The organism is Hellea balneolensis DSM 19091, assembly GCF_000428525.1.
In the GTDB taxonomy this organism is placed as follows: domain Bacteria; phylum Pseudomonadota; class Alphaproteobacteria; order Caulobacterales; family Maricaulaceae; genus Hellea; species Hellea balneolensis.
In genome coordinates this window covers 722,820-747,807 of the sequence record NZ_AUAC01000002.1, presented here as the reverse complement: position 1 = coordinate 747,807, position 24,988 = coordinate 722,820, and the positions used below count along the sequence as shown (strand labels likewise).

Genomic DNA, 24,988 nt, shown 5'->3' with positions numbered 1-24,988 from the left:
CCTCGAAGGGATATCCGAATGAAGTTCAATAAAGATAAGTTGTTATTGTCCACGATGCTTGTCGCATCTGCCATGACACTAGCCCCAGCCACCGCCCATGCTCAGGACTCCGATGATGAAGAAATCATCGTTACGGGTTCACGTATTGCGAAGAAAGATTTTATATCAAACTCGCCTGTTGCAACAGTCGACGCTATTCAATTTGAGCGCACAGGTGCAATTAACGTTGAGAACTTGCTTAACACGCTTCCGCAAACAGTACCAGGTCTTGACAGAACATCTAACAACCCTGGTAACGGTACAGCAACTGTTGATCTCCGTGGTTTAGGTCCGAACCGTACTCTCGTCCTCGTAAATGGACGTCGCGCTATGCCAAACGGTCAGGCTGGTATCGTTGATATCAATACGATTGCTCCTGCAATGATTAAAAATGTTGAAGTTCTTACTGGTGGTGCATCATCGGTTTATGGTGCTGATGCTGTTGCGGGTGTTGTTAACTTCATTCTTAAAGATGATTTTGAGGGTGTTGAAGCTAACGTTGGTTACTCATCTACTCAAAAAGGCGATGCAGAAACAATTAACGCTAATGTAACACTTGGTGCCAACACATCTGATGGCCGCGGTAATGCGACAGTCAACGTTGGTTGGACGGATCGTAGTGCACTGTTCCAAGGTGATCGTGATTTCTCAGAAACGGCGTTCTTTGATAATATTGATAACACAGGCCTAGAACCTGGCGGTTCATCAGGCGTACCGGGAACTTCTATATTCGCTGGTGGTCTTGGTTCGTTCTCTGATAGCTTTGGTGTTGTTTTTGAGCCAAATGGAGCGGCACGTCCGTTCGTAACAAGCGGTGATGTTAACGACTTTTATAACTATGCGCCTGTTAACTTTATTCAATTGCCTCAAGAACGCTTCACAATAAGTGGCTCAGCGCATTATGAAATTAGTGATCATTTTGAAATCTATGGTGAAGGTCGTTTCGCTAATAACACTGTGTCTTCGCAGCTTGCTCCGACTCCGATTTTCCAAACACCTGCAAATGGTTTCTCGCTTGATGGAAACCCTTTTATCCCCGTTGAAACTCAGCGTGTTTTGTCTGATGCAATAGGATCTGGTGTAGATACAGATGGAGATGGGATCGATGATACAGCAAGTGCCCTTCTTCGTCGCCGTCTCGTCGAAGTTGGTCCACGTTTCAACTCAGATTCACGCAACACATTCCAGATTGTGACGGGGCTTCGTGGCGATTTGTTTGAAAGTGGTTGGAATTATGACTTGTCTTATTCAGAAGGTCGTACGCAATCTTCTACATTCCAGAATGGTAACGTAAACCGTGGACGCTTCGACCAAGCCCTGCTTCTCGCTGATGCTGACGGTGACGGAAATGTTGATCTTGATGCTAATGGTAACCCGAGCTGTGCTGATCCGTCTGCAAACGGTTCTACGGTAGGATGTTCTCCGTTAAACCTTTTTGGTGCCGGTAACATTTCAGCTGAGGCGGCTGCATTCCTTCAAACAGCAGCGTCTACGACTGACGAGACTGTGCAGCGTGTTTTACAAGCTAACTTTTCAGGTGATTTAGGGAATTTGAAGATTTCTGAAGATCCGATTGGCGTTGCTGTTGGTGCTGAATATATCGAAAATGGATTTGTATTCCGTCCGTCACAAGATGTCGCCGCGAGTACAATCGCAGGCTTCAACGGTGCAGCGGCGCTACAAGGTGATTATGATGTATACTCAGCATATGGTGAGGCTTCAATTCCTGTTGGTTTTGGCATCACACTTGACGTTGCGGGCCGTGTCTCTGATTTCAGCACCGCCGGAACACATTACAACTATAAAATTGGTGGTGACTGGGCGATAAACGACCAAATTCGTATTCGTGGTAACTATAACACAGCGGTTCGTGCTCCTAATATTGGTGAGCTTTTCTCACCAGTTAATGAGGGTTTCCCTGGTGGTCAGGACCCATGTTCTGCTGCATATGCAAGTCAGTTCGGCGCTATTGACAGTACGGCAGTCTCGATTTGTCAGGCAACTGGAGCTCCGGCAGGTGTGATTGGTACGGCTGCTCTTGATACGGCTTCAGGACAAGTTCGCGCTCTTAGCGGTGGTAACGATGCTTTGAATGTTGAGAAAGCAGACACCTTTACAATTGGTGCCGTTCTGAACCCAAGCTTTATTGAGGGATTGACTCTTTCTGTTGACTACTTCGATATCTCGATTGAAGACGCTATCGGAGCAATTGGTGCCCAGACAATCCTAAATAATTGTTACATCACTGCGGACACACGTGGTGCGGGAAGTAATTTCTGTGGCGCTGTAGTTCGTCGTGCAGATGGAACAATCTTGTCTGTATCAACACAATCAGCTAACTTGTCTGCATTAGACAATGAAGGTATCGACATTGCTGCACAATACAGCTTCGATACATCTGATCTTGGTTTTGATATAGGACAACTCTCTTTGAACTATCTTGGTACTTATACTATCGCTAACGATTTCCAAGTTTCCGCAGATGCGCCTGTTCTAGGCTGTGCTGGCTACTTTAGTGGTTGTGGCGAACCAGATCCGACATATCGTCACCGCGTAACGGCTGGTCTTGCTAAGAATGAGTGGAATGGTCAGCTTACATGGCAGTTAATCGGCTCTGTAAGAAACGGAAACGAAGTTGATGGTGAGTATACAGCACCTGGTAACTTTGTTGATGAAATCGGAACGAAGCATTACTTCAATGGTTCTGTCTCTCGTTCATTCAATGATAATTTGACCCTAACATTAGGTGCCAACAATCTCTTGAACTCAGGACCACCCGTAATTGGTGATAATGATGAACAGGCGAACACATATCCTGCTACATATGATGTCTTTGGACGTACATTCTTTGCAAACGCGAAGATCAACTTCTAAAAACAAACTTGAATTCACTAAGGAACCGACCCTATTTGGGGTCGGTTTTTTTATGGAAATTTGATGTGTGTCTTAAATGACACTTGATATAGCATTTAACTTTAAAAAAGAGTTTTTACTCGCGAATCAAATTCATTAAATTGCTAAGGCTTAGAAGCGCGAATAACCCAGGCCGCCGGTTTTGTATTTGAATTAAAATGCAGTGTTTTTAATTCCTCAAAGTCTAATTTCGAAGGGCCGTATTCTGCGGCAAGCTTTTCTTTCAAGTCTGAAATATCCTGAGATGAAAGCGCAGCTTTTGTCATGCTTAACATGCGGCCCTTATATGCTTCTAATTCTTCTTTCATGCCCTCGAACCAATTCAGCGCATCTGTTTCTGAATAATTTGTATGATGTGTTATAAGGCGATGCGAAGATTCTAGAAGGTGATAAGCAAACCTCATGAATTCGTTCTTTGTTTTTTCAGCCTCTAATTCTGGGTATGACTTAAGCCATTCCATAATAGGTTGTGCAGTATCGTTAAGTTTTTGGGTGAGCTCATAAAATGCTTCACCATTAGTTTTTTCGGATGGTTCTTTAAGTGCTGTGAAGACCTGCTGCGATCTTTCTATAAACCCACTTTCTTTAATCAAATTGATTTGCTTTAAGGAAGCAAGGCACCCTTCCATAATTACGCCATCTGTTGTGTGCGCAATTATAACAATTTTGCCTCCAAACCTTAATGTTCGATATATTTCTTTGAAAGCTTTGAAAAGGCTATCTTTGTCACCCGCATACTCAATTCCGAATTGACTCACTGCCAAATCATATGCCTCTGATTCCAGACCTGTCAGGTTGACAGGAGCACATATTGTCTTGGCACCTGCAATTTTTTGACTCATCACCTCTAAGGCTTTTTCCGAAACATCTAAGCCTGACAAATCTGAAAACCCAAGATTATTTGCGTGTTCCAAAACCGACCCTGCGCCGCAGGCAAAGTCTATTACCTTGGTTGATTTAACTTCATTTGAGAATACTTTGGTCCAGAATTTTTTTAATTCGTGATTGCGCTCAATGCCGACTTCAATAAGTGCATTGCCGCTTTGTTGAGAAGCACGGCCTTGCCAATAATTATCCCAATTTTTTGCATTTGTATTCGTCACAAAAGACACATCCTATTTTGTGATTGTGAAGTTGTTCACCATATCTCTCAAGCAGATGTTTTACTAAAGTAAATCTATATGATGTTTGCCGAGGAATATGTTATTTGATACGCCTTACGCGTATCATTTTTGACCTTGCTTTATCAGTGGAAAGTTTCATTAAAAAACTTCCAAATGCAGCGGTTTTTATTCTGGCTTCAATAGTGCCCTTTTTCGGTATGTAACCGTAATTTGAATCTAGGGATTGCCATATTTGACCATTTTCCATAACTACTGTTAACTTTCTCCCTGAAGTTTTAATTGATTTTACGGTTAGTAAAACGTTCTTAGTTTCATCAGAGGGGTTCGCTGAGCCTAACAAGTCGATTTTTGGAAGCGAAAGCCCAAAAGATTTTCTCTTAAAATCTTTGGCGGATTTTTCATCAAAAACGACAAGTGATTTTGACTCAGTGGCATCTTTAAGTTTTAAAATTTCAGCATCTTGGCAGGTAAGTCGTTCCGCATCTAATATGATATCAGTGCAATTAAAAAGGGCAGACAGACTCTCGTTAGCTGTACTCGACATTTCATCATTCTGAGCAAAAGAGACTGAGGGAGCACAAAAAAGTGACGCCAAAACCACAGTAATGCAGGTTGTTTTTAGATTACGTTTCATGACTACCTCTATTTATATCATAATGATAAGATGTTTTTGTTTACTTTGAAAGTCTGCAACAGTTTAACATGCATAACTATTCGAAACTGTAAAGTTATTCATAGCTATAGTGTTGTGGTATGACGGGCTTTTTTGGTTCGAAATCACCTTGCCACATTGCCGCAGTCTATTGAGGCTTGGCTTTTGAAAATGCGCGTGTTAAAGCCCGCGGGAATTGGCGGAAATAGACCTGTGTCTGCTTTCGCTTTCTGCATGTTTAAGCGGCTATTTTTCAAAATTAGTCTGCGCAAATACGGGCTCTATATAGTGTCAAAACCAGACGTCATTACCGGTGAAGCGCCAAAGCGTTATGCGCAGGCCCTGCTTGAGCTTGCGGAAGGGGCTAAATCTCTGAAAACAGTCGAAAAAGACGTGAAAACCCTTAAGAGCATTTTCGCAAAAACAGACGATATGGACCGCATGGTCAGCAGCCCTGTGATTTCTCTGGAAGACAAAGTTGCAGCGCTTACGGCGGTTGCGACAAAGGCTAAAGTCAGCAAGCTTTCGACTCAGTTCATCGGCACGGTGGCGCAGAATCGCCGTGCCCATGAAATTCCGGCAATGCTCGCCTCATTTGAAGGTATGGTCGCGCGACGTAAAGGCTCTCAGGTCGCGAGGGTCACAAGTGCGAAAAAGCTCACAGCGGCGCAGTTGGCCTCGCTGAAATCAAATTTAAAGAAAAATCTCGGCCGTCCGGTCGATGTTGAAACAAGTGTCGATCCTGACCTGCTCGGTGGCTTCATCGTGCGTATCGGGTCCCGACTTTATGATAGCTCCCTCAAGACCAAACTTGAGGATCTTAAAATAGCGCTCAAAGAAGCATAGAAGGAACATCTCATGGATATTCGTGCTGCGGAAATTTCCAATATTCTCAAGAAGCAGATCAAAGGCTTTGGCACCGAAGCCAAGGTCTCCGATGTCGGCCAGGTTTTGTCCGTTGGTGACGGTATCGCCCGTATTTACGGTCTCGACAATGTCGGCGCTGGTGAAATGGTTGAATTCCCGGGCGGCATCAAAGGCATGGCGCTGAACCTTGAGAGCGATAATGTCGGTGCCGTTATCTTTGGTGATGACCGCGGCATTAAAGAAGGCGACACCGTTAAGCGTCTTGGTGAAATCGTTGACGTGCCTGTTGGCAAAGGTCTTCTGGGCCGCGTTGTAAACCCGCTGGGCGAGCCGATTGACGGGAAGGGGCCGATTAAGTCCTCTGAGCGCCGCCGCGTTGACGTGAAAGCGCCAGGCATCATGCCGCGTAAAGGCGTTCACGAGCCTGTGCAGACCGGTATCAAAGCGATTGATGCGCTTATCCCTGTAGGCCGTGGTCAGCGTGAGCTTATCATTGGTGACCGCCAAACAGGTAAAACAGCCGTCGCCGTTGATGCGATCCTGAACCAAAAAGCGGCTTTCGACGAAGATCGTGAAAACGACAAATTATACTGTATTTATGTTGTTGTCGGCCAAAAGCGCTCAACTGTGGCGCAGCTTGTTAAGACACTCGAAGAAAATGGCGCGATGGACTATTCCATCATTGTCGCCGCGACAGCTTCAGAACCTGCGCCTCTTCAGTTCTTAGCCCCGTTTGCAGGTTGCGCAATGGGTGAGTACTTCCGCGACAATGGCATGCACGGCCTGATCATATATGATGACTTGTCTAAGCAAGCTGTGGCTTATCGCCAAATGTCACTGTTGTTGCGTCGTCCTCCGGGCCGCGAAGCTTATCCAGGTGATGTTTTCTATCTTCACTCTCGTTTGCTCGAACGCGCGGCGAAACTCAATGAAGAGAATGGCAGCGGATCGCTAACAGCGCTTCCGATTATTGAAACCCAAGGCAATGACGTGTCGGCCTTTATTCCGACCAACGTTATTTCGATTACAGATGGCCAAATTTTCTTGGAAACTGATTTGTTCTTCCAGGGTATTCGTCCTGCTCTAAACGTTGGCCTCTCAGTGTCACGTGTTGGGTCATCTGCTCAAATTAAAGCGATGAAACAGGTTGCGGGCCCGATTAAAGGAGAATTGGCTCAATATCGCGAAATGGCGGCCTTTGCGCAGTTCGGTTCAGATCTTGACGCATCAACACAAGCACTTCTAGCGCGTGGTGAGCGCCTCACAGAACTTCTTAAGCAACCACAATTCTCTCCGCTACAAGTGGAAGAGCAAGTAGCCGTTATCTATGCCGGTACGCGCGGCTATCTTGATGGCGTAGACGTCAAAGCGGTTCAGAAATATGAGAAAGAATTTCTCGCGCATCTTCACGCCGATCACAGCTCTATCCTCTCTGACATCGCGTCTGAAAAGAAGTTGACAGACGACATTGAAGGCCGCTTGAAATCTGCGCTGGATAATTTCACGAAGAATTTCGCGGCTTAAGGATTTAGACCGATGGCGTCTTTAAAAGAGCTCCAGAACAGGATCAAAAGCGTTAAAAATACGCAGAAGATCACCAAAGCCATGCAGATGGTGGCAGCGGCTAAATTGCGTAAGGCGCAAGAAGCAGCTGAAAAGTCACGTCCTTATTCCGACCGTATTGGCGCGGTGATTCAGAACCTCGCCAATTCAATGTCAGGCGCGGGTGATGCGCCTGAGCTCTTGGTGGGTAATGGCAAGTCCGACACAGTCTTACTCGTAGTAGCAACTGCAGATCGTGGTCTTTGCGGCGGTTTTAATACCAATATCGTCCGTAAAGCGCGTGAAGAAATTGTAGCGCTCGAAAAAGCCGGTAAGACAGTCAAACTCTTCCTGATCGGGAAGAAGGGCTATGATCAGCTGAACCGACTTTATGATGATCAGGTTGTTGAATATATCTCGCTCAAAGAAGAGCGTAAGCTTCACGCGGGTATCGCGCAACGCATTGGTGAGCAAATCACAGGCATGTTTGAGCGCGGCGAATTTGACGTTTGCAAGCTGGTCTTTTCAGAATTTGAAAATGTTATGACGCAAAATGCCGTCTCTCGCACGCTTATTCCTGCCATTGCAGGTATGGGCGTCGAAGACGATACGCCGGGCGAACACGCTGCTGATAAAGTTTTTGCACCAGACTTAAATGGCGCGATTTACACTTATGAGCCAGATGAGGCGGGTATTCTGCGAGTGCTCCTTCCGCGCAATATCAATACTCAAGTCTTCACCGCTCTGCTTGAAAATCAAGCAGGCGAGATGGGTTCTAAAATGACAGCGATGGATAACGCCACACGAAATGCTGGCGATATGATTGATAAGCTAACACTCACATTTAACAGAACACGTCAGGCGCAGATTACATCTGAACTGATTGAAATTATTTCAGGCGCGGAAGCGCTTTAGTGCGCAGGGTAATGGTAATAGTGGCATTAACTTCAATCATATCCGGTTGCTCAGACGCAGGCATCAATTACGAAACGCCTGAATATACATTTGAGAAGCCTAATCAAAAACCTGTGAGCGGGTGCGATATGATTAATCGTAGGGAATATGCCAAGTCTAGGTTGAGAATGGAAGCAATTCACCTGAATAAGCGAACTGTATATTATAAGTCCAAAAGCGTTCTGGCCGCTGTTGATGGTGCGAGTTGTTCCTTAAAGAAATGCTCCGTAATTTTCAATGAGCCTGTCATGGCTCACCTTTGGGACTTAAGTGGCTCGTACTATATTAAAACTGAAACTAAAACTCGGATAGATATGAATAACCGAGAAATAACTTGTAAAGCGGCCTAAGGGCCAAGAAGCTAGAGGAAAACACCCATGGCTAAAGCAGCAGTAAAAAAGAAGGCTCCTGTCAAAAAGACAGTCGCCAAAAAGCCAGCCGCCAAGCGCGCGCCAGCAAAGAAAAAAGTCGTTGCCTCAAAAGCAACAGGCCGTATCAGCCAAGTCATCGGCGCGGTTGTTGATGTGGAATTTGAGGGCGCATTGCCATCAATCCTAAACGCGCTGGAAACAGATAACCAAGGCAATCGTCTGGTTCTCGAAGTCGCTCAGCATTTGGGACAAAACACAGTTCGTACCATCGCGATGGACGCCACAGAAGGCCTCGTGCGCGGACAGGCTGTGACTGACCTTAAAGCGCCGATCACAGTACCTGTTGGTCCTGAAACACTTGGCCGTATCATGAACGTCATTGGTGAGCCGATTGACGAGCGCGGCCCACTTAAGACCAAAGCGTCAGCCTCTATCCATAAAGAAGCTCCGCCCTTCGTCGATCAGTCCACAGAAACTGAAGTTCTCGCGACAGGTATTAAAGTTATCGACCTTCTTTGCCCCTATTCAAAAGGTGGTAAAATTGGCCTCTTTGGCGGTGCCGGTGTTGGAAAAACAGTTCTCATCATGGAACTCATCAACAATATCGCTAAGCTTTTCGGGGGTTACTCTGTTTTCGCGGGTGTCGGTGAGCGGACACGTGAAGGCAATGACCTTTACCACGAAATGATCGAATCCAACGTGATCAATCTTGAGGGTGAATCTCGTGCGACCCTCGTTTATGGACAAATGAATGAGCCTCCTGGAGCCCGTGCGCGTGTGGCTTTGACAGGTCTGTCACAAGCTGAATATTTCCGTGATGAAGAAGGTAAGGACGTGTTATTCTTCGTCGATAACATCTTCCGCTTCACACAAGCGGGTTCCGAAGTGTCAGCGCTTCTTGGCCGAATTCCGTCTGCTGTGGGTTATCAGCCTACATTGGCGACAGAAATGGGCGCTATGCAGGAACGTATTACCTCAACAAATAAAGGCTCTATTACCTCTGTTCAGGCGATTTACGTGCCAGCCGATGACTTGACGGATCCAGCGCCAGCGACATCATTTGCCCATTTGGACGCGACAACAGTTCTGAACCGCGCGATTTCCGAAAAAGGTATTTACCCTGCGGTTGACCCGCTTGACTCCACATCTCGTATCCTCGAGCCACGCACTGTTGGTGTCGAGCATTACGAAGTGGCGCGTCAGGTGCAAGAAATCCTACAGCGTTATAAGTCACTCCAAGACATCATCGCCATTCTCGGTATGGATGAGCTTTCTGAAGAGGACAAAACGACTGTTGCGCGTGCGCGCAAAGTTGAGAAGTTCCTTTCGCAGCCATTCGACGTTGCTGAAATCTTCACGGGTTCTCCAGGCATTCAGGTGCCGCTCGAAGACACTGTCCGCTCCTTTAAAGGCCTTGTCGAAGGTGAATATGACCACCTGCCAGAACAAGCCTTCTACATGGTCGGCGGTATTGAAGATGTGATTGAAAAAGCCGCCAAAATGGCAGCTGAGGCAGCTTAATTGGTTAGTACACTTGATATCAAGGACTGTATCAATGATATATGTCCTTGGTCGGGTGATGCGGTTAGTGCAGATGCGCTAACGATTTATAACGGAAATGTTGTTGGCTTCTGTAATACAGGCTGTCGCGACAAGTTTGAAAAAGCGACGAAGCTTTTTGAAAAGAGTTTAGGAGCCTCTCATGGCTGATAAATTACAGTTTTCACTCGTGTCTCCCGAAGTTGAACTCTTCACGGGTGAAGTTGATCAAGTTGATATTCCGGGTTCAGAAGGTGATTTAGGTATTTTGCCAAACCACAGCCCGCTTATGGCGGCTATACGCACAGGCGCAATTACGGTCTATGCTGATGGTGCCGAGACACAATATTTCGTTCAAGGCGGTTTTGCAGATGTGACACCTGCTGGCCTAACAGTATTGGCGGAAAGGGCGGCTTTATTATCTGAGGTGACGCCAGATGCGCTGCAAGGTGACATTGACGCTGCAACACAAGCCCTTGAAAGCTTAGAAGGCGAAGCGGCTCTAGCGATGCAACAAAATCTAGACGGCCTTAAAGCCGTAGCAGGCGCTTAGAAATGAGCACAGCAACCGTCATCGCGGTTGCTTCAGACTCCAATCATAATTTTTCTAAAATAACTCGACCCGTAATCACTTTGATTGCGGATTTTGGTGTTGAGGGTGACGCGCATGGCGGTAAAACCGTGCAGCATCTTTCTGACAAAAAGAAAAACCCAAAAGCTCTAAATCTACGCCAAGTCCATCTTATGCATGCTGAGCTATTTGATGAACTCGGTGAGCAGGGTATTAATGTACTCGCGGGTCAAATGGGTGAGAATATTGTGACGCGCGGTATTGATGTTTTGAATTTACCTCATGGCGCGGAATTTCATTTCCCGAGCGGTGCGATTATTCAAATTACAGGTCTGCGGAGTCCCTGCAAGAAGCTCAATACTATTCACCCTGACCTTCTAAAAGCGGTTGTTGAAAAGCGAGCTGATGGCAGCGTGAATAAGAAGACAGGTGTTATGTCAATAGTCCTTGCCGGAGGCGGGGTTTATGAAGGCGATAACATTAAAGTTGTTCTGCCCCAAGGTGCACATAAACCTCTGGAATGTGTTTGATTATTCTTTCGGTGCGCTATCGATTTTCGCATGAGGTTGTTTTGAGTCTATTTTCGGACGATATTTATTTTTGTCTCTATAAACAATGTCCCACCAGCGCGGAAATGTTTCTCTTTCAATAACTCTCGAAATATCAATCATAGTTTCTTCTTCAGCATAAAGAAAATCCATGAAGGATACTGATAGAAATCTTGCAAATTTTTTATCACCCATGTTGTCATCAAGAACAGCAGTGAAAGCTGTGGAAGAGTATCGACGATGCAAGTCTTCAAGTCCTTTAAGAGAAGTGTAAGCAGAGACAATTTTTTTAGCATCATTAAGCGGTATATCTGATAGAACAGCACGCTGAATTCCTATCTCGTATGCAGCTGTTTGAATTTGTGGGGGGCGAGTGCCTCGAAATTTTTTCTGCTGGAATTCACCCATGTCACCCTCATCTTTTAAAATCGCTTGGATGTCCGGATATAGGTCCAAATGGTAATTGCGAGCTGTCATTACCCTTTCATAATTTTCACGCAGTTCATCTTGAATGGAGACCAAGCTTTTTTCTATGAATGTATTTTGTTTAACAGTGAGTCGCCATTCATTCAGAAGAAAGGCTAAAAGTACTCCAAAAGTTACGGCGAAAATCTCAAAGAAAGTTTTCTTCCAACTAATTGTGTTAGAATTTTGTTCTGATTTCAACGAAGTTTCCTGAGGCATTGCTAATTATAAACTCCGAATTTGTAAAATAACAAGAGACTCTCTATTTAAGTCAGATCTAGCCACTATCATTTTCAGCCCTATATCTAGCCTGTCTATCAACTTTATTAGTGATCAAGAGAAATGTAACAAAAGCGATGGTTGCTAATAATGACGCCATCAAGAATGGCGCACCAGGAATATAAGGAATTGTGACCTTCGTGAAAATATGCTCAGCTATTCGCACAATATTGCCTGGAAACGTCTCAAGGCCATTTGCTAATTTATTGTCCTCACTACCGAAGTACCAAAACATACCTGCCATTAAGAAAGGGCCAATCATTAATGCGAGCCCTTGAGCGGCCCCAATAGCGCCTTGAAGTTCACCTTGTTCAGACTCAGATACGCGGCTGCTCATCATATTCGTTAGGGCAGGGCCGTAGAGACCTGCAAAGGCTGCAAAGGGACCAGCGGCGTAGATAATCCACCCCTTATCAGCGCTGCCCATCATTGTGTATGCAATAATAGCGGAGACCATTCCAATTGTTCCGGCCCAGAAAAGGCCAACTTTAGGAATAATAATGCGTATAAGTCCGCCTTGCACAATCATACTGGCTATCCCAAATGCCCCGAGTGAATAGCCAATATCTCCTGGCGTCCATCCAAGGCCCTCTTGCGTTGAGAAGGCAAATGTTGTCGGATAAACAGTGTGAGCTGTTGCCAATAGAAACAATACAAAGATAAGGCTCTTGACCCCTTTAATACGGCCTAACGATTTCAACGACCCGAGCGGGTTCGCGCGCCGCCAATCAAAAGGACGGCGTTTATCTTTAGAGAGTGTTTCGGGAAGAAATATTATCCCGTAAACCACATTGAGCAGTGATAGGATACCCGCAGCTATGAAAGGGGCGCGCGGCCCAAGGCTATCTCCAATAAGTCCGCCAACTACGGGGCCGAGCATAAAGCCGACACCAAAGGAGGCCCCGACTAGACCAAAGTTCTGTGCGCGTGTCTCAGGAGGGCTTATATCCGCGATATAAGCGTTTGCAGTGGAAAATGTGGCACCGAATGCACCAGCAATTATCCGTCCTAAAAAGAGAAAGGCGACGGTCGGTGCGAAACCCATAATAAAATAATCTATACCCAAACCAAAGAGCGATAATAGCATGATAGGTCTGCGTCCAAACCGATCAGATAGGCCGCCGACAATCGGCATGCAGATAAATTGGAAGAGCGCAAAGACAAAAGTCAGCCACATACCATAAAGCGCGGCTTCATTATTCGGAAGGTTCGTGAGTTCCTTAAGCAAATCCGGCAAAACCGGGATCATAATGCCAAAGCCGATTGAGTTGATCATCACAGTGATCAAAACAAAGAGCATTGCATTTTTGCCATTTTTGGGGAGCTCAGCCATAGCTTCGCTTACGCTATCTTATGGGCCGCGCAAAGTGTTCAAATTCGGATACTAGCCGTTCATAGACTTTACGTTTAAAAGGAACAATCAGAGACGGGGCTTCGGAAAGCTCTGCCCATTTCCATTTTGAAAACTCTTGGGGGCCATGCGACTTAAGGTCAATTGTCTTTTCATTACCATGAAAGCGAAATGCATACCATTTTTGGCGTTGCCCCGACCACCCCTTGGTCGCTTTTGCACCTCGATATTCAAGCGGAAAATCATAAAAAAGCCAATCTTGAACCTCTCCAAGGGGGGTCACATCGTGAAGGCGTATACCTGTTTCTTCCCATAATTCCCGTGCCGCTGCGGTCTCAGTAGCTTCGCCTTTATCAATGCCTCCTTGGGGCATTTGCCATGTGTGCGGGCCTTTTTCACCAAAGCGTTTGCCAAGCCAGACTTGGCCCTGCGAATTAAAAACGGCAATACCCACAGCAGGGCGGTAGTTTGAAATCTTTGTTGTTGGCCGCGGCATTAACGTAATGCACTCGACGCAGGTGCAAGTGTAAGCCCTTGGGCTCCCAAACCAAGGGTCCATCTATTAACGGCTGTGATGGTTTCAGGATAAGCAAAACCGACACCTATGGTGCCATTTGCGGATTTGGCTTGTGTTGCTAGACGGGAAAGTTCGCTTTCTATCAAGGCCGTATTCTGCTGCGGGTCAATAATGTTATATCCTCGGGCAAATGGTAGCTTCGCACTTGTTGAAAGAGCCGACAAGCTTGGGGCATTTATAGAACCGTCAAAGACAAAGCCTAACCCAGACTTTGAAATCTTATCCAATATAGGCGCCGCTACATCCATACGGGTTAGGAAAATGTCACCATTATAATTTGTAACGCCAAAATATCCTTGGGCACGTGATAATAGCCAGTCCAGATTGCGGATATTCGAGGCGCTGTTGCGGCTCGCCATCAAAGCCCTGTCCGCGCCGGGTTCTGCTGGGTTGAATTCAGCCGACTCCATTGGAAGCTCAATGAGAACTTCATGTCCTTTGGCGCGAGCTTGATTGATCCAGTTTTGTAATCCGGGTGCGTGGGCCGCAAAGGCAAGGGTCACTTCGGCCGGCAGCTCATTAATGGCTTGGCGTGTCAGGCTGCGATTAACGCCTAAGCCGCCAATAATTAACGAAACAGAGCGTTGGCTAGATATTGCATTGTAAGGTCTTTTATAGGCTGACAGAGGAGTTATTCCTGTAGAGCTAATTGCGGGTATGCGGCCATAAGTGCCGGGTGTTGTAAGTCCTGAAATAGGGGCCGGAACCAGAGGAGACCTATCGCCATTAATGGGCGCACCATCAATGGTGATTGTGCGAAGTCCTGTTCTAGATGGATTTTGAGGCGTAGCTGAAATGGGCGCCGTGTTTTGGGAAAAAGAGCTTCCTACAGGGTTCCCTAATGCATCAACAGAAGGGGTGATAATCGCCGTTGGATTTACATTTTCGGGAACTTCACCGGCCAAGAGATCAGGAAGTGTATCACTCTCACCACCAAGCGTATCAGATGAGGGTGGAAGCGGCATAGGTGTAATAGAAACTGTGCCTTTCACTTTTGCATCATTGGCGTTTCCGACAAAGCTCGTTAGAAAGTAACCCAGTGCGATAATGACCGTAAGAAAAGAGATTACGAGCAAAGCATGCTTCTTGCGTGAAGGAAGGGGCTCCATCACACGACGTCTTGTATTAGGCGAAAAACCACTCATGGTTTCGCGTCTAAGGCAATTCGGTCTGCAGGTCTATGGGGCGATGTATTGCTTTAAGGAAATTTATAACGTGCTGATTGTTCGGCCAACAATGTCTTATGTTTCGAGGTTTTTAAAACTTCTATAGCTTTTTCTAGTTGGAAGTCTTTTGTCTCGGCCCAATCTTCTGGCGGGTAAATTACCTCGTCGTGATCTTCTTCGTAATCTGTATCATCCGGATTTAAAAGCGAGTTAGGTAGGCTGTCTTCGCGGAAGCGTTTGCGAATTTCGCCCGTATCTGGCGCAACAGCCACCAACATGTCTGGCATAATACCACGGCCTTGAATAGAGGAGCCAGAAGGCGTGTAGTAGCGTTGAGTCGTCATGCGAAGCGCGCCGCCATGTTTGACGAGCGGTATAACGGATTGAACAGATCCTTTGCCGAAAGTCCGTCGTCCAATAACAACAGCGCGGCCTCGGTCTTGCAAAGCTCCTGCGAGAATTTCAGCAGCTGATGCCGAGCCGGAATTCACTAAGACCACTATAGGCATGTTTGGATATAGTTCAGTCGGTTCTGCATGATAGCGTTCCGTGTCCTCGGCTGTGCGGCCTCGGGAGGACAGCACTTCTCCGCCATCTAAAAACAAGCCTGATACACTTACGGACTGATCCAGAAGTCCGCCGCGATTACTGCGCACATCAATAACAAGGCCTGGCAACTTGCCGCCTAAGTCTCTTTCAAGAGACTTTAGGGCTTTTGTCAAATCTTCTGTTAGTCGTGTGTTGTTGAAGGTTTCGATGAAAACATAACCAAGGCCGCTTTCGATGCGGTGACGTACCGCGCGTCCGCGCACAACCTCTCGGACAACAACAACATCACGCGGAGCCATATTTGGGCTCAAGACCGTTACAGTGATGGGATCCCCTGCCAAACCTCTCATGCCCTTGACGGCGTCATCCAAAGTTTTACCCCTTGTCTTCTCACCGGCAACAGCGGTTATATAATCTCCGCCTCTGATGCCTGCCGCATAAGCGGGGCCGTCCTCTATCGCGTGATTGACTTTTACAAGTCCCGCCTCAGATGTAACTTCGATGCCTAATCCGCCATATTCCCGTTTGACAGCTTCGCGCTGTTCTTCAAATTCAGCCGGTGGACTATATGATGAATGCGGGTCAAGTGCAGATAACGCGCCGTTGAGGGCGGCTTCTATAAGCTCTTTATCACTGACATCTTCAACGTAATTATCCCGTACCCGCGCAAAAATATCAGCGAAAAGCTCCAACTTTTCAAGAGCGGCTTTATCTTCTTCGGGCTGGCTTTTGGCAGACAGGGTCGGTGACCATAAGGCAAAGCCCGAAGCCAGAAGTGCAATTGTTATGCCGCGCTTCAAATATGATGTCAGAGCTGAATTCATTTAACCTTTAACCTGCCTCGGCGAGTTTTTGCGAATAATTTCCATTCTTCAAAAGCTCAATAGCCTTTTGCAGTTGGTAATCATCTTCAATTTCAAAGCCTTCGGGTGGGTAATCCATTACGATTTCAGCTTTTGTGTCTTCAGAAGCGTCCTCACCATCCTCATTTTCGTTGGGGATTGTGTTTGGTAAATCTGCCTCGCGGCGCATCTTTTGCTCTTTTCCATCATCAGGGACAGCCGAGACATAAATGTCAGGGTCGATACCAGTACCCTGTATGGAACGACCAGAAGGTGTATAATAGCGTTGCGTCGTGAGACGAAGAGCTCCATCTCGGCCTCCGCGCAAAGGAATAACGGATTGGACAGAGCCCTTACCAAATGAAGTCATGCCCATAACCAAGCCGCGGCCACGATCCTGTACCGCACCTGCCACAATTTCAGAGGCTGAGGCAGAGGCGCCGTCAATCAAAACGATAAGAGGAATGCCTTTAGCCAGTTCGCCGCGCTCGCCATTATAGCGCTCTGTGTCAGATGACGTGCGGCCACGCGTTGAGACGACTTCGCCGCCATCCAGAAAAGCTGAACTCACTTTGATAGATTGATCAAGTAACCCGCCGGGATTGCCGCGTAAGTCGAGAACTATACCAGGGATTTTTCCGCCAATTTCTTTTTTAAGGCCGGCCACAGCTTCGGCTAGGCCTTCACTGGCTTTTTCATTGAACTGTGAAATTCTGATATAGCCGATGCCGTCCTTGATTTCATATTTGACGACTTGGCGTTTGATGACTTCACGTACCATAGTGATTTCAAGCGGCTCTTCATTTTCTCTGGCCACAGTAATTGTGATGGGCTCGCCAGGCTTACCCCTCATACGCTTCACTGCATCATTCAGGGAGACACCCATAATCGTTTCGCCCTCGATTTCAGTAATGTAATCGCCAGCTTTAACACCAGCCCGTTTCGCGGGCGTATCGTCAATAGGCGCGATAACTTTTACAAAGCCCTCTTCTGTCGTAACTTCCATGCCAAGGCCGCCATATTCACCGGATGTTGAGACTTGTAGGTCTCTAAAATCATCAGGGCTGACATAGGAGGAGTGAGGGTCAAGAGATTGCAACATGCCGTTAATCGCATCTTCTATAAGTTCACCGTCATTGACATCGACAACATAGTCACTGCGTACTCGTGCCAGAACATCAGCAAATAATTCTAATTGTTGGAAGGTTTCGTCATATGAGGGGCGCTCAACAGCGATGGCTGTTTGGTTTGAGCTGGAAAAGGCAAAGAGCGAGATTGCAGCAATTGTGCCTAAGGTGGGAAGTACATATTTCATTCGGCTCTCCGGTCCATTCCATTTCCCCGTATTGGGTCTGATATTTTACTATCGCGGCTTTTACAGGCTTACTAGCTTAAAAATGTATAAATCCAGCGGCAAGTAACATCTTCTCACAGCAGCGTTGCAAACTTTGTTCCTAACCATAAGCTTTTCCCAACCAAGGTTTTGGATTTATAGTGCCGCCATTCTTTCTAAGTTCTATATATAGCTTGTTGCTGTCTTTTGCATTAAAAGGCATTAAGCCTAACGGCTCCCCAATACGTACATTTTCTCCTGTTTCGACATAAGTCTCTCCCATCCCTGTCATGAGGATAAAATAACCATCACCCACGTTTAAAATCACAACATTATCGTAGTTTTTAAACGCGCCCGCAAATTCGATTCGTCCAGCATAGGGTGCAATGACCGACGCCTTTGAACGGGCTGCGACTGTCATACCTTTTTCTCCGCTTCCGTAATTTCGGGTCATGCGCCCTGGCACTGGGGCCCGTAGTGTCCCTTTTGCACTTGCAAATCTTTTCACGCCTTTGGGTAATTTTACTGGCTTGGTTGAAATGGATTTTTTGGGTTTAGTCGCGTTTTTTCCCGGTTTAATTCGGGGGCCGATATTTGCTGTAGCGGCTTCGAAAGATTCTATGAGCTCTCGCAGGGATTTAGCCTCAGAGGCTAATTTGGAGACTTCTTGCAAAGCAGCCTCTCTGTCTTTTGTGACAGACTCTTTGAGATCAGATTTTTGTCCGACCAGTTTATTAATATTAGAGCGGCGCTTCTTAAGTCTTGTCTCGTTAGCGGATAACTTGGTTCGTTTGTCCTTGATATCTTCACGGAGTGTCTGAGAGATTTCTAGTTGTGATGTTAATAGTTCAGCGCGTTTTCTTAAATCCGCACTCAGTGATGACATCAGGCGTGCCGCTCTCGCGGCTTCGGCAGCATCTTTAGGTTGGCTTGCCAAGGCTGGAGGAGGGTTGCTCTCAATACGTTGGAGCGCTGCCAGTAATTGTGTCAGCTTTTGCCTGTCGCCATAGATAGCCTGATTTAAAGCGGCGGCATCTGTGTCCAGTTCCGAGAGTTGGGATTCTAATGAGCGCCCTTGACGCTCATATTTTTCCGCTTCTGTGGCCGTGCGAACAAGATCTTTCTTTAATTTTGAAAGTTCAGCAGCGATAGTCTTTTGTTTCTTGGTAAGCTCAGCTTCTTTTTTTCGGGCGTCCTCTTCCGCCTTTGTGAGGCTTTCAAGTTTTTGCGGATCAGCCGTCTGTGCATGGGGATGAGCTGTAGCCAATCCCAGAATCAGAGCTATGAATAGAGCGCGCATGTAAAGACTCTAAAACAGCTTTAATCGCGGTGATAGGGGGTACGGGCCAAAATTGACAGTGCGCGGTAAATCTGTTCTGCTGCCATCAGGCGTACCATTTTATGTGGCCAGGTCTGCGGGCCAAAGGCCCATTTCGTAGCGCCAGAAGGGATAGCAGAAGGTTCGAACCCGTCCGCACCGCCTATGGTCAATATCAGTTGAGGGATAGCTTCATTGCGCCAGTTTTCAAAGCGCTCGGAGATTTGACGCGATGTTGGTGTTTTTCCGCGCTCGTCAAAGATAATCAATTTGGCTCCTGCGGGACTGTCTTTTAAAAGCATCTGCGTTTCGCGCTCGCGGGATTTTGCATTTCTTAAATCGACTTGCTGTTCTTCAATCCCTAGAAATCCGGTGCCGCGCGCTAATCCCTGTGCCCGGCGCATATAGTCATCAATCATCTCACGTTCGGGACCGGAGCGGATAATACCGCCTGCACGCAGAATAATTTTCACTTAGCTGTCGGAGTCTTCAGGGGCCATTTCAGCAATGCCCTGCAAACCCTCGGGCAGGGGGACTGACCAAATTTTCTCTAAATTGTAAAAAACGCGAACTTCAGGACGGAAGAGATGGATAATAACATCACCCGCATCAACCAACACCCAGTCACAGCTCTCCAAGCCTTCCACGCCTATATCTTTTAAGCCGCGTTCTTTAAGAGACCGCAATACGTAATCGGCTAAGGCGCCTACATGGCGATTTGAACGCCCCGACGTCACGATCATATAATCCGCAACAGAGGATTTTCCGCGAATATCAATTTCTATTGTATCTTGGGCGGAATGTTCATCAAGCACGGCCAAGACATGATCTGACAGGGCGCGGGAGTCTTGTGCGTCTTCGGGTGAGGGCATGCTCACAGGTGCTGCTTCAGTCAGTTTCATCTCCTATGGGGCTAACGATTACTCTTTATCACGTTTTTCGCGAATAGGCCATGTCTTTGCGAATAGCCGTAGAAGATAGGTTATTTAGCGGCGGCGTGAGGAATGTCCATAGCGGGGGCTGTAAATACTGCAATATATGTGACCGTTCTTCGGGAAGGCGCTTATCTGCAAAAAAACGGGCCGTTTTTGATAAGCGCGGTTTTACACCATCACCCGGTCTTGCAATCACTGCTATTGGGACACGCGCAGCAATTTCCTGCCAGTTTTTCCATTTTGGGAATTGAGAAAAATTATCCGCTCCCATCAAAAAAACGAAGCGCGTGCGAGGATGGCGCGTCTGAGCCATACGGATCATATCTATGGTATATTGAGTTCCAAAATCTCTCTCCATATGACTAATATCCATACGGTTATTTAAACCTAATGCTTCAACAGTTTGGACGCGGCTGTCATAGCTTGGCTGTTTTGGCTTTAATGGGTTTTGCGGACTTACCATCCACCAGACTCTGTCAAGAGCGAGTTCCCTAAGACCGCACTGAGCGACATGTAGATGCCCCGCGTGAGCGGGGTTAAAAGACCCGCCAAAAAGTCCTACCGAAAGACCGTCATAAAGCATTATAGGGGCCGAACCTGTCCGTCACCTTCGACGCAATATTTATAGGTTGTCAAATGCTGCGCCCCGACAGGTCCGCGGGCATGTAACCGTCCTGTCGCGATTCCGATTTCAGCGCCAAATCCAAATTGGCCACCATCCGCAAATTGAGTTGAGGTGTTATGCATACAAATTGCGCTATCGACATCTTTGAGAAAACGGGCGGCAGCGTCTTTGTCTTCTGTCACGATACTATCTGTATGACCGCTCCCATAATGGGCAATATGGGTGAGGGCCATATCTATATTTTTAACGATCCGAATATTTAGAACTGGTGCAAGATGTTCCGTAAAATAGTCATTATCTGCAGCAGGTTTAATCTCGGGGTGTAATAACTGACTGGCCTTATCGCCTCGTAATTCGCAACCTTTTTTCAACAAAGCCCCAGCTAATTTCGGGAGCGCCGTTGAAGCTATGGCACCATCCAAAAGCATCGTCTCAGTAGAGCCGCAAACGCCAGTTCTGCGCAGTTTTGCGTTTAATATGATCGCCTCAGCTTTCTGTAAATCAGCACCCTGATGAATATAGGTATGACACAATCCTTCGAGATGGGCGAGAACAGGTATGCGGGCATCTGATTGAACGCGCGAAATCAGACTTTTACCGCCGCGCGGAATAATTAAATCGACGCTTCCATTTAAGCCGCCCAAAAGATGCCCTACAGCCGCACGGTCCGTTGTCGCGATAAGCTGTATCGCAGTTGCAGGTAATCCTGCGGCGTCCAATCCTTTTATCAGGGCTAGGTGTATGGCGCGGCTTGATTGGGCGCTCTCAGACCCGCCCCGCAGAATACAGGCATTACCGGATTTCACGCAAAGCGCTCCGGCATCAGCGGTCACATTGGGCCTGCTTTCATATATCATACCGATAACGCCAATGGGCACCCGGACCTTGGAGAACTTTAGGCCATTGGGCTGTGTCCATGTTTCATCAACAGAGCCGACAGGATCGGGCAGGGCGGCTATCTCTTCGAGGCCTATGGCCATAGCTTCGATACGGCTTTCATTTAACTTTAATCGGTCGAGAAAAGAGCCAGATATACCTTTACGTTCTGCGGCTTCCATATCTTGTGTATTTGCACCCAGAATATCAGATTGCGCCATCCGAATTTCTGCAGCCATATTTTTTAAGGCCTGAGTTTTTTGATCTGTTGAGGCGAGACGCAAACTTGCGGCGGCTTCGCGGGCATTATGGCCAAGCTGCTCCATATAAGCTGTCAGGTCATTTTCGGGGGTTTGTGTTTGGGTGTGCATTACATCATTACCAAATTATCGCGGTGAATAAGCGCCGCGCCATTATCATATCCTAATATAGATGAAATATCGCGTGAGTTTAAACCTAGTATTTTTGAGGCGTCCGCCGCATCATATGAGACTAAGCCTCGCGCGATTTCCATTCCAATTTCATCACAAACAGCGACAGCATCACCTTTATTGAAGTTACCTGACAGCGTTTTTACACCGGCTGCAAGTAAGCTTTTTCCTTCGCGAAGAGCACTTGCGGCTCCTGCATCAACTGTCAATCTACCGCTTGGCTGTAGAGCTCCACCAATCCATTGCTGGCGTGCCTTTTTAGGATTGCTTCCTGCTGAAAACCAAGAGCATCTCTCGCCTTCTTGTAAACGTCTCAAAGGGCTTTCATCGCGTCCGTCCATGATACACATGCGGCAGCCAGCTTGCATGGCGATCTTAGCGGCTGCCAGCTTAGTTGCCATCCCACCTGACCCCATTGCAGCGTCACTATTGGCACCGCCCCCCATCGCCATAATCTCATCCGTAAGCAGAGTGATTTCCGACAGGTGTTTAGCTTTCTTATCGGTGCGGGGGTCTGCCGTATAGAGACCATCAATGTCAGATAATAAAATAAGCGTATCCGCGCCTAACATCTGAGCCGTACGTGCCGCGAGACGGTCATTATCACCATAGCGGATTTCATCTGTCGCGACGGTGTCATTTTCATTGATAATTGGCACGGCTCCTAATGTAAGGATTGTTTGTAGTGTTGATCGCGCATTGAGCCATCGCCGCCTGTCTTCGGTGTCATTTAAAGTTAGTAAGGCTTGTGCTGTGACGATCTTATGCTCGCCAAGCGCATGTTCATAAGCACGGGTTAGTAGTGATTGTCCTGCCGCGGCACAGGCCTGTTTTTCTGCCAGTGATAACTTTCGACCCAAAAGACTCAGCCGCGCTCGCCCCAATGCAATGGCCCCTGAAGATACGATGACAACATCTTTACCGTTGGTTTTTAAGGCCGAGATATCTTGGCTGAGGCTGCTGAGCCAATCGCGTCTTAAGGTTCCTGTTTTGCTATCAATCAGAATAGCAGAGCCAATTTTAACGACGAGGCGTTTTGCTGTCTCTAAGGTTGCCATCCGACAGTCTCTTCAATTTCGCCTTTGGCAATGGCGGCTTTGCGTTCCTTTTCCGCGCGCATGGCTTCTTCTTTATCACGTCTTGTCTTCACGTGTTCATAGACCTGAAACAAAACGGGTTTTAGGCCTTGATTTGCAACAGAAGAAATAAGGAATGGTTTTACACTACAGGCAGCTTCCAGTTCCGTTTGAACAAGTTCAATCGTGTCACCATCCAAAGCATCGCATTTTGTGAGTACAACGATTTCTGGTTTGTCTTCTATCCCGCCATTATAGTCGATCAATTCTTTTCGAATTGTTTTGTAATTCCCGATAGGATCGTCGGCAGAAGCATCAACGAGGTGCAGAACAGCTGCACAGCGTTCAACATGCCCCAGAAAACGGTGTCCTAATCCCGCGCCTTCACTCGCACCTTCAATCAAGCCGGGAAGGTCTGCTAAAACAAAGCGTTCAGCTGTTCCTAATTCCACAACACCCAAATGTGGATGCAGCGTCGTGAATGGATAATCGGCCGTCTTTGGAGACGCCGCAGTCACCGTTGAGAGAAAAGTTGATTTCCCTGCATTAGGTAACCCGACAAGGCCCGCATCCGCTAATAGCTTCAATCGAAGCCATATCCAACGCTCCTCTCCGGGTTCGCCTGGGTTTGCTGTGCGGGGGGCTTGGTTTGTAGAGGATTTAAAACGAGCATTTCCCCAACCTCCATTTCCGCCCTGAGCGAGGAGAGCGCGTTGCCCGTCCTCGGTTAAGTCGATTAAAATTTCGCCATTCTCGGCATCCACAATCTGGGTGCCAACAGGCACTGTGATTTCGACATTTTCGCCCGCAGCGCCAGCTCGGTCTCTTCCCATCCCGTGAACGCCTGTGCCAGCTTTAAAGTGTTGTTTAAACCGATAATCAATAAGAGTATTTAAGCTGCGCGTTGCTGTGACCCAAACATCTCCGCCTTTACCGCCATCGCCACCATTGGGACCGCCAAAGGCTATATATTTCTCACGCCGGAATGAGACGCAGCCTGCACCGCCATTTCCGGATTTGATAAATATTTTGGCTTGGTCGAGAAATTTCATGAACTTGCTTTATATTTTAAGCACTCATGACCAGTTTTAGGTCTGACTGCAAGGGTAGGGCACGTTCTGCGGTTTGAAAATCAAGCCGAAAACTTATACTTCGTGCTTTTTTCATACGGCCCATTGAAAAATACATTTCTTCTTCGCCTGTGGGCTTAAAGCCAAGTTTCTCTAAAACACGCAGACTGGCTGGGTTATCGGCAAAAGCTCCAGCCATAAGGGCTTTCACGCCGAGGGTTTTCCGCGCTTCCGTTATTATAGCCTTGGCTGCCTCTGTTGAGTAGCCTCGGCCCCAATAAGGTTTTCCGATCCAATACCCTAATTCAAGCGCTGCATCAGGGGCGCTACGGAAAAGATCCATCACGCCTATAAGCTCTCCACCATCTATTGTAATGGCATAAGGATAGGCTAGGCCGCGCTGTTTTTGACGACGCAGAGACATAATTTTAAACTCAGCTGAATAGAGAGGTATAGGGTGAGGGAGAGAGCCCGTCATTTTGGCAATGTCGTAATCACCTGCAAGCGTTGAAAAGGCTTGTGCGTCTTCCAATTGTAGCTCTCGAAGAACCAGGCTTTTTGTTTCAATTTTATCTCTCATATTCGCCTCCATCTAATGGGCGGCAGGGCTGTAATTATCCCAATAAAAAAGGGAAAGCGGCGAACCGATTTCCCTGCATTTATCGGGTCGCCTTGATTAAGGGGCGACCATTTATTTGATGGTCGCTATTCTGCGGCTTTCGCCATCGGCTCTACAGAGACGAAGGTGCGCTGATTGCGTTTTGTTGTGAACTCTACGCGGCCTTCAGTAAGAGCGAATAACGTATGATCTTTACCCATACCAACATTCGTGCCGGGATAATATTTGGTGCCGCGCTGACGAATGATGATGTTACCAGGGATGACAGCTTGGCCGCCTGATTTTTTCACGCCAAGACGACGGCCCGCACTATCGCGACCGTTATTGGATGAACCACCTGCTTTTTTATGTGCCAT

General features: G+C 47.1%; 25 protein-coding genes. 8 read left to right on the top strand and 17 right to left on the bottom strand.

Annotation, left to right across the window (positions count from 1 at the left end):
• Positions 1-72 precede the first annotated feature (72 nt).
• On the top strand, positions 73-2,913 hold the full coding sequence (locus F569_RS0103725) for a TonB-dependent receptor domain-containing protein (RefSeq protein WP_233353584.1): 2,841 nt from the start codon (positions 73-75) through the stop codon (positions 2,911-2,913).
• A gap of 143 nt (positions 2,914-3,056) precedes the next feature.
• Here the strand turns inward: F569_RS0103725 and F569_RS0103720 are convergent, their stop codons facing one another.
• Both F569_RS0103720 and F569_RS0103715 read right to left on the bottom strand, forming a co-directional pair.
• Positions 3,057-4,055 carry a class I SAM-dependent methyltransferase gene (locus tag F569_RS0103720; RefSeq protein WP_162143736.1) on the bottom strand — a complete coding sequence of 333 codons (999 nt, stop codon included), beginning with the start codon at positions 4,053-4,055 and terminating at the stop codon, positions 3,057-3,059.
• Between the two features lie 100 nt (positions 4,056-4,155).
• The gene (locus tag F569_RS0103715; protein ID WP_026941102.1) at positions 4,156-4,710 is read right to left on the bottom strand and encodes a hypothetical protein; all 555 of its coding nucleotides are present in this window, start codon (positions 4,708-4,710) and stop codon (positions 4,156-4,158) included.
• Positions 4,711-5,016: 306 nt separating this feature from the next.
• Between F569_RS0103715 and F569_RS0103710 the strand changes: the two genes are divergently transcribed.
• The 7 genes from F569_RS0103710 (at position 5,017) to F569_RS0103675 (ending at position 11,102) form a co-directional block, all read left to right on the top strand.
• Complete coding sequence (locus tag F569_RS0103710) at positions 5,017-5,574, top strand: F0F1 ATP synthase subunit delta (protein ID WP_162143735.1); 558 nt, start codon at positions 5,017-5,019, stop codon at positions 5,572-5,574.
• A gap of 12 nt (positions 5,575-5,586) precedes the next feature.
• The gene (atpA, locus tag F569_RS0103705) at positions 5,587-7,119 is read left to right on the top strand and encodes a F0F1 ATP synthase subunit alpha (protein ID WP_026941100.1); all 1,533 of its coding nucleotides are present in this window, start codon (positions 5,587-5,589) and stop codon (positions 7,117-7,119) included.
• A 12-nt stretch (positions 7,120-7,131) separates the two neighbouring features.
• Entirely contained in the window at positions 7,132-8,052 is a 921-nt protein-coding gene (locus F569_RS0103700; protein WP_026941099.1) for a F0F1 ATP synthase subunit gamma, read from the top strand.
• Positions 8,053-8,468: 416 nt separating this feature from the next.
• The gene (atpD, locus tag F569_RS0103690; protein WP_026941097.1) at positions 8,469-9,983 is read left to right on the top strand and encodes a F0F1 ATP synthase subunit beta; all 1,515 of its coding nucleotides are present in this window, start codon (positions 8,469-8,471) and stop codon (positions 9,981-9,983) included.
• Entirely contained in the window at positions 9,984-10,172 is a 189-nt protein-coding gene (locus F569_RS0103685; RefSeq protein WP_026941096.1) for a hypothetical protein, read from the top strand.
• A complete protein-coding gene (locus F569_RS0103680) occupies positions 10,165-10,554 on the top strand; it encodes an ATP synthase F1 subunit epsilon (protein WP_026941095.1) in 390 nt (129 codons plus the stop codon). Before F569_RS0103685 ends, F569_RS0103680 begins: the two co-directional genes overlap by 8 nt.
• Before the next feature lie 2 nt (positions 10,555-10,556).
• The gene (locus F569_RS0103675) at positions 10,557-11,102 is read left to right on the top strand and encodes an MOSC domain-containing protein (RefSeq protein WP_026941094.1); all 546 of its coding nucleotides are present in this window, start codon (positions 10,557-10,559) and stop codon (positions 11,100-11,102) included.
• Here F569_RS0103675 and F569_RS0103670 read toward each other — a convergent pair whose 3' ends face one another.
• The 15 genes from F569_RS0103670 to rpmA all read right to left on the bottom strand — a co-directional run bounded on the left by F569_RS0103670 (position 11,103) and on the right by rpmA (position 24,988).
• Positions 11,103-11,804: a hypothetical protein gene (locus F569_RS0103670; protein WP_026941093.1), complete on the bottom strand. Its 702-nt coding sequence runs from the start codon at positions 11,802-11,804 to the stop codon at positions 11,103-11,105. It lies immediately after the preceding gene.
• 58 nt (positions 11,805-11,862) lie between these two features.
• Positions 11,863-13,197 (bottom strand): TCR/Tet family MFS transporter, encoded by a 1,335-nt coding sequence (locus tag F569_RS16325; RefSeq protein WP_051279233.1) that lies wholly within the window; start codon positions 13,195-13,197, stop codon positions 11,863-11,865.
• A gap of 13 nt (positions 13,198-13,210) precedes the next feature.
• Positions 13,211-13,711 (bottom strand): RNA pyrophosphohydrolase, encoded by a 501-nt coding sequence (locus tag F569_RS0103660; RefSeq protein WP_026941092.1) that lies wholly within the window; start codon positions 13,709-13,711, stop codon positions 13,211-13,213.
• The gene (locus tag F569_RS18730) at positions 13,711-14,937 is read right to left on the bottom strand and encodes a divergent polysaccharide deacetylase family protein (protein WP_051279231.1); all 1,227 of its coding nucleotides are present in this window, start codon (positions 14,935-14,937) and stop codon (positions 13,711-13,713) included. The genes F569_RS0103660 and F569_RS18730 overlap by 1 nt, the downstream gene beginning before the upstream one ends.
• A 53-nt stretch (positions 14,938-14,990) precedes the next feature.
• Entirely contained in the window at positions 14,991-16,331 is a 1,341-nt protein-coding gene (locus tag F569_RS16315; RefSeq protein WP_051279229.1) for a S41 family peptidase, read from the bottom strand.
• Positions 16,332-16,338: 7 nt separating this feature from the next.
• Positions 16,339-17,664 (bottom strand): S41 family peptidase, encoded by a 1,326-nt coding sequence (locus F569_RS0103645; RefSeq protein ID WP_026941091.1) that lies wholly within the window; start codon positions 17,662-17,664, stop codon positions 16,339-16,341.
• A gap of 139 nt (positions 17,665-17,803) precedes the next feature.
• Positions 17,804-18,982 carry a murein hydrolase activator EnvC family protein gene (locus tag F569_RS0103640; RefSeq protein ID WP_026941090.1) on the bottom strand — a complete coding sequence of 393 codons (1,179 nt, stop codon included), beginning with the start codon at positions 18,980-18,982 and terminating at the stop codon, positions 17,804-17,806.
• Between the two features lie 20 nt (positions 18,983-19,002).
• Entirely contained in the window at positions 19,003-19,473 is a 471-nt protein-coding gene (locus F569_RS0103635; protein WP_026941089.1) for a 23S rRNA (pseudouridine(1915)-N(3))-methyltransferase RlmH, read from the bottom strand.
• Entirely contained in the window at positions 19,474-19,902 is a 429-nt protein-coding gene (rsfS, locus tag F569_RS16310; RefSeq protein ID WP_154813628.1) for a ribosome silencing factor, read from the bottom strand.
• A 28-nt stretch (positions 19,903-19,930) separates the two neighbouring features.
• Positions 19,931-20,518 carry a nicotinate-nucleotide adenylyltransferase gene (locus F569_RS0103625; protein ID WP_034387157.1) on the bottom strand — a complete coding sequence of 196 codons (588 nt, stop codon included), beginning with the start codon at positions 20,516-20,518 and terminating at the stop codon, positions 19,931-19,933.
• Positions 20,518-21,807 carry a glutamate-5-semialdehyde dehydrogenase gene (locus tag F569_RS0103620; RefSeq protein ID WP_026941087.1) on the bottom strand — a complete coding sequence of 430 codons (1,290 nt, stop codon included), beginning with the start codon at positions 21,805-21,807 and terminating at the stop codon, positions 20,518-20,520. The genes F569_RS0103625 and F569_RS0103620 overlap by 1 nt, the downstream gene beginning before the upstream one ends.
• The gene (gene proB / locus F569_RS0103615) at positions 21,807-22,925 is read right to left on the bottom strand and encodes a glutamate 5-kinase (protein WP_026941086.1); all 1,119 of its coding nucleotides are present in this window, start codon (positions 22,923-22,925) and stop codon (positions 21,807-21,809) included. The genes F569_RS0103620 and proB overlap by 1 nt, the downstream gene beginning before the upstream one ends.
• Complete coding sequence (gene obgE / locus F569_RS0103610) at positions 22,913-23,995, bottom strand: GTPase ObgE (RefSeq protein ID WP_026941085.1); 1,083 nt, start codon at positions 23,993-23,995, stop codon at positions 22,913-22,915. Before obgE ends, proB begins: the two co-directional genes overlap by 13 nt.
• Before the next feature lie 16 nt (positions 23,996-24,011).
• Positions 24,012-24,593 (bottom strand): GNAT family N-acetyltransferase, encoded by a 582-nt coding sequence (locus F569_RS16305; RefSeq protein WP_162143734.1) that lies wholly within the window; start codon positions 24,591-24,593, stop codon positions 24,012-24,014.
• A gap of 125 nt (positions 24,594-24,718) precedes the next feature.
• The gene (gene rpmA / locus F569_RS0103600) at positions 24,719-24,988 is read right to left on the bottom strand and encodes a 50S ribosomal protein L27 (protein ID WP_026941084.1); all 270 of its coding nucleotides are present in this window, start codon (positions 24,986-24,988) and stop codon (positions 24,719-24,721) included.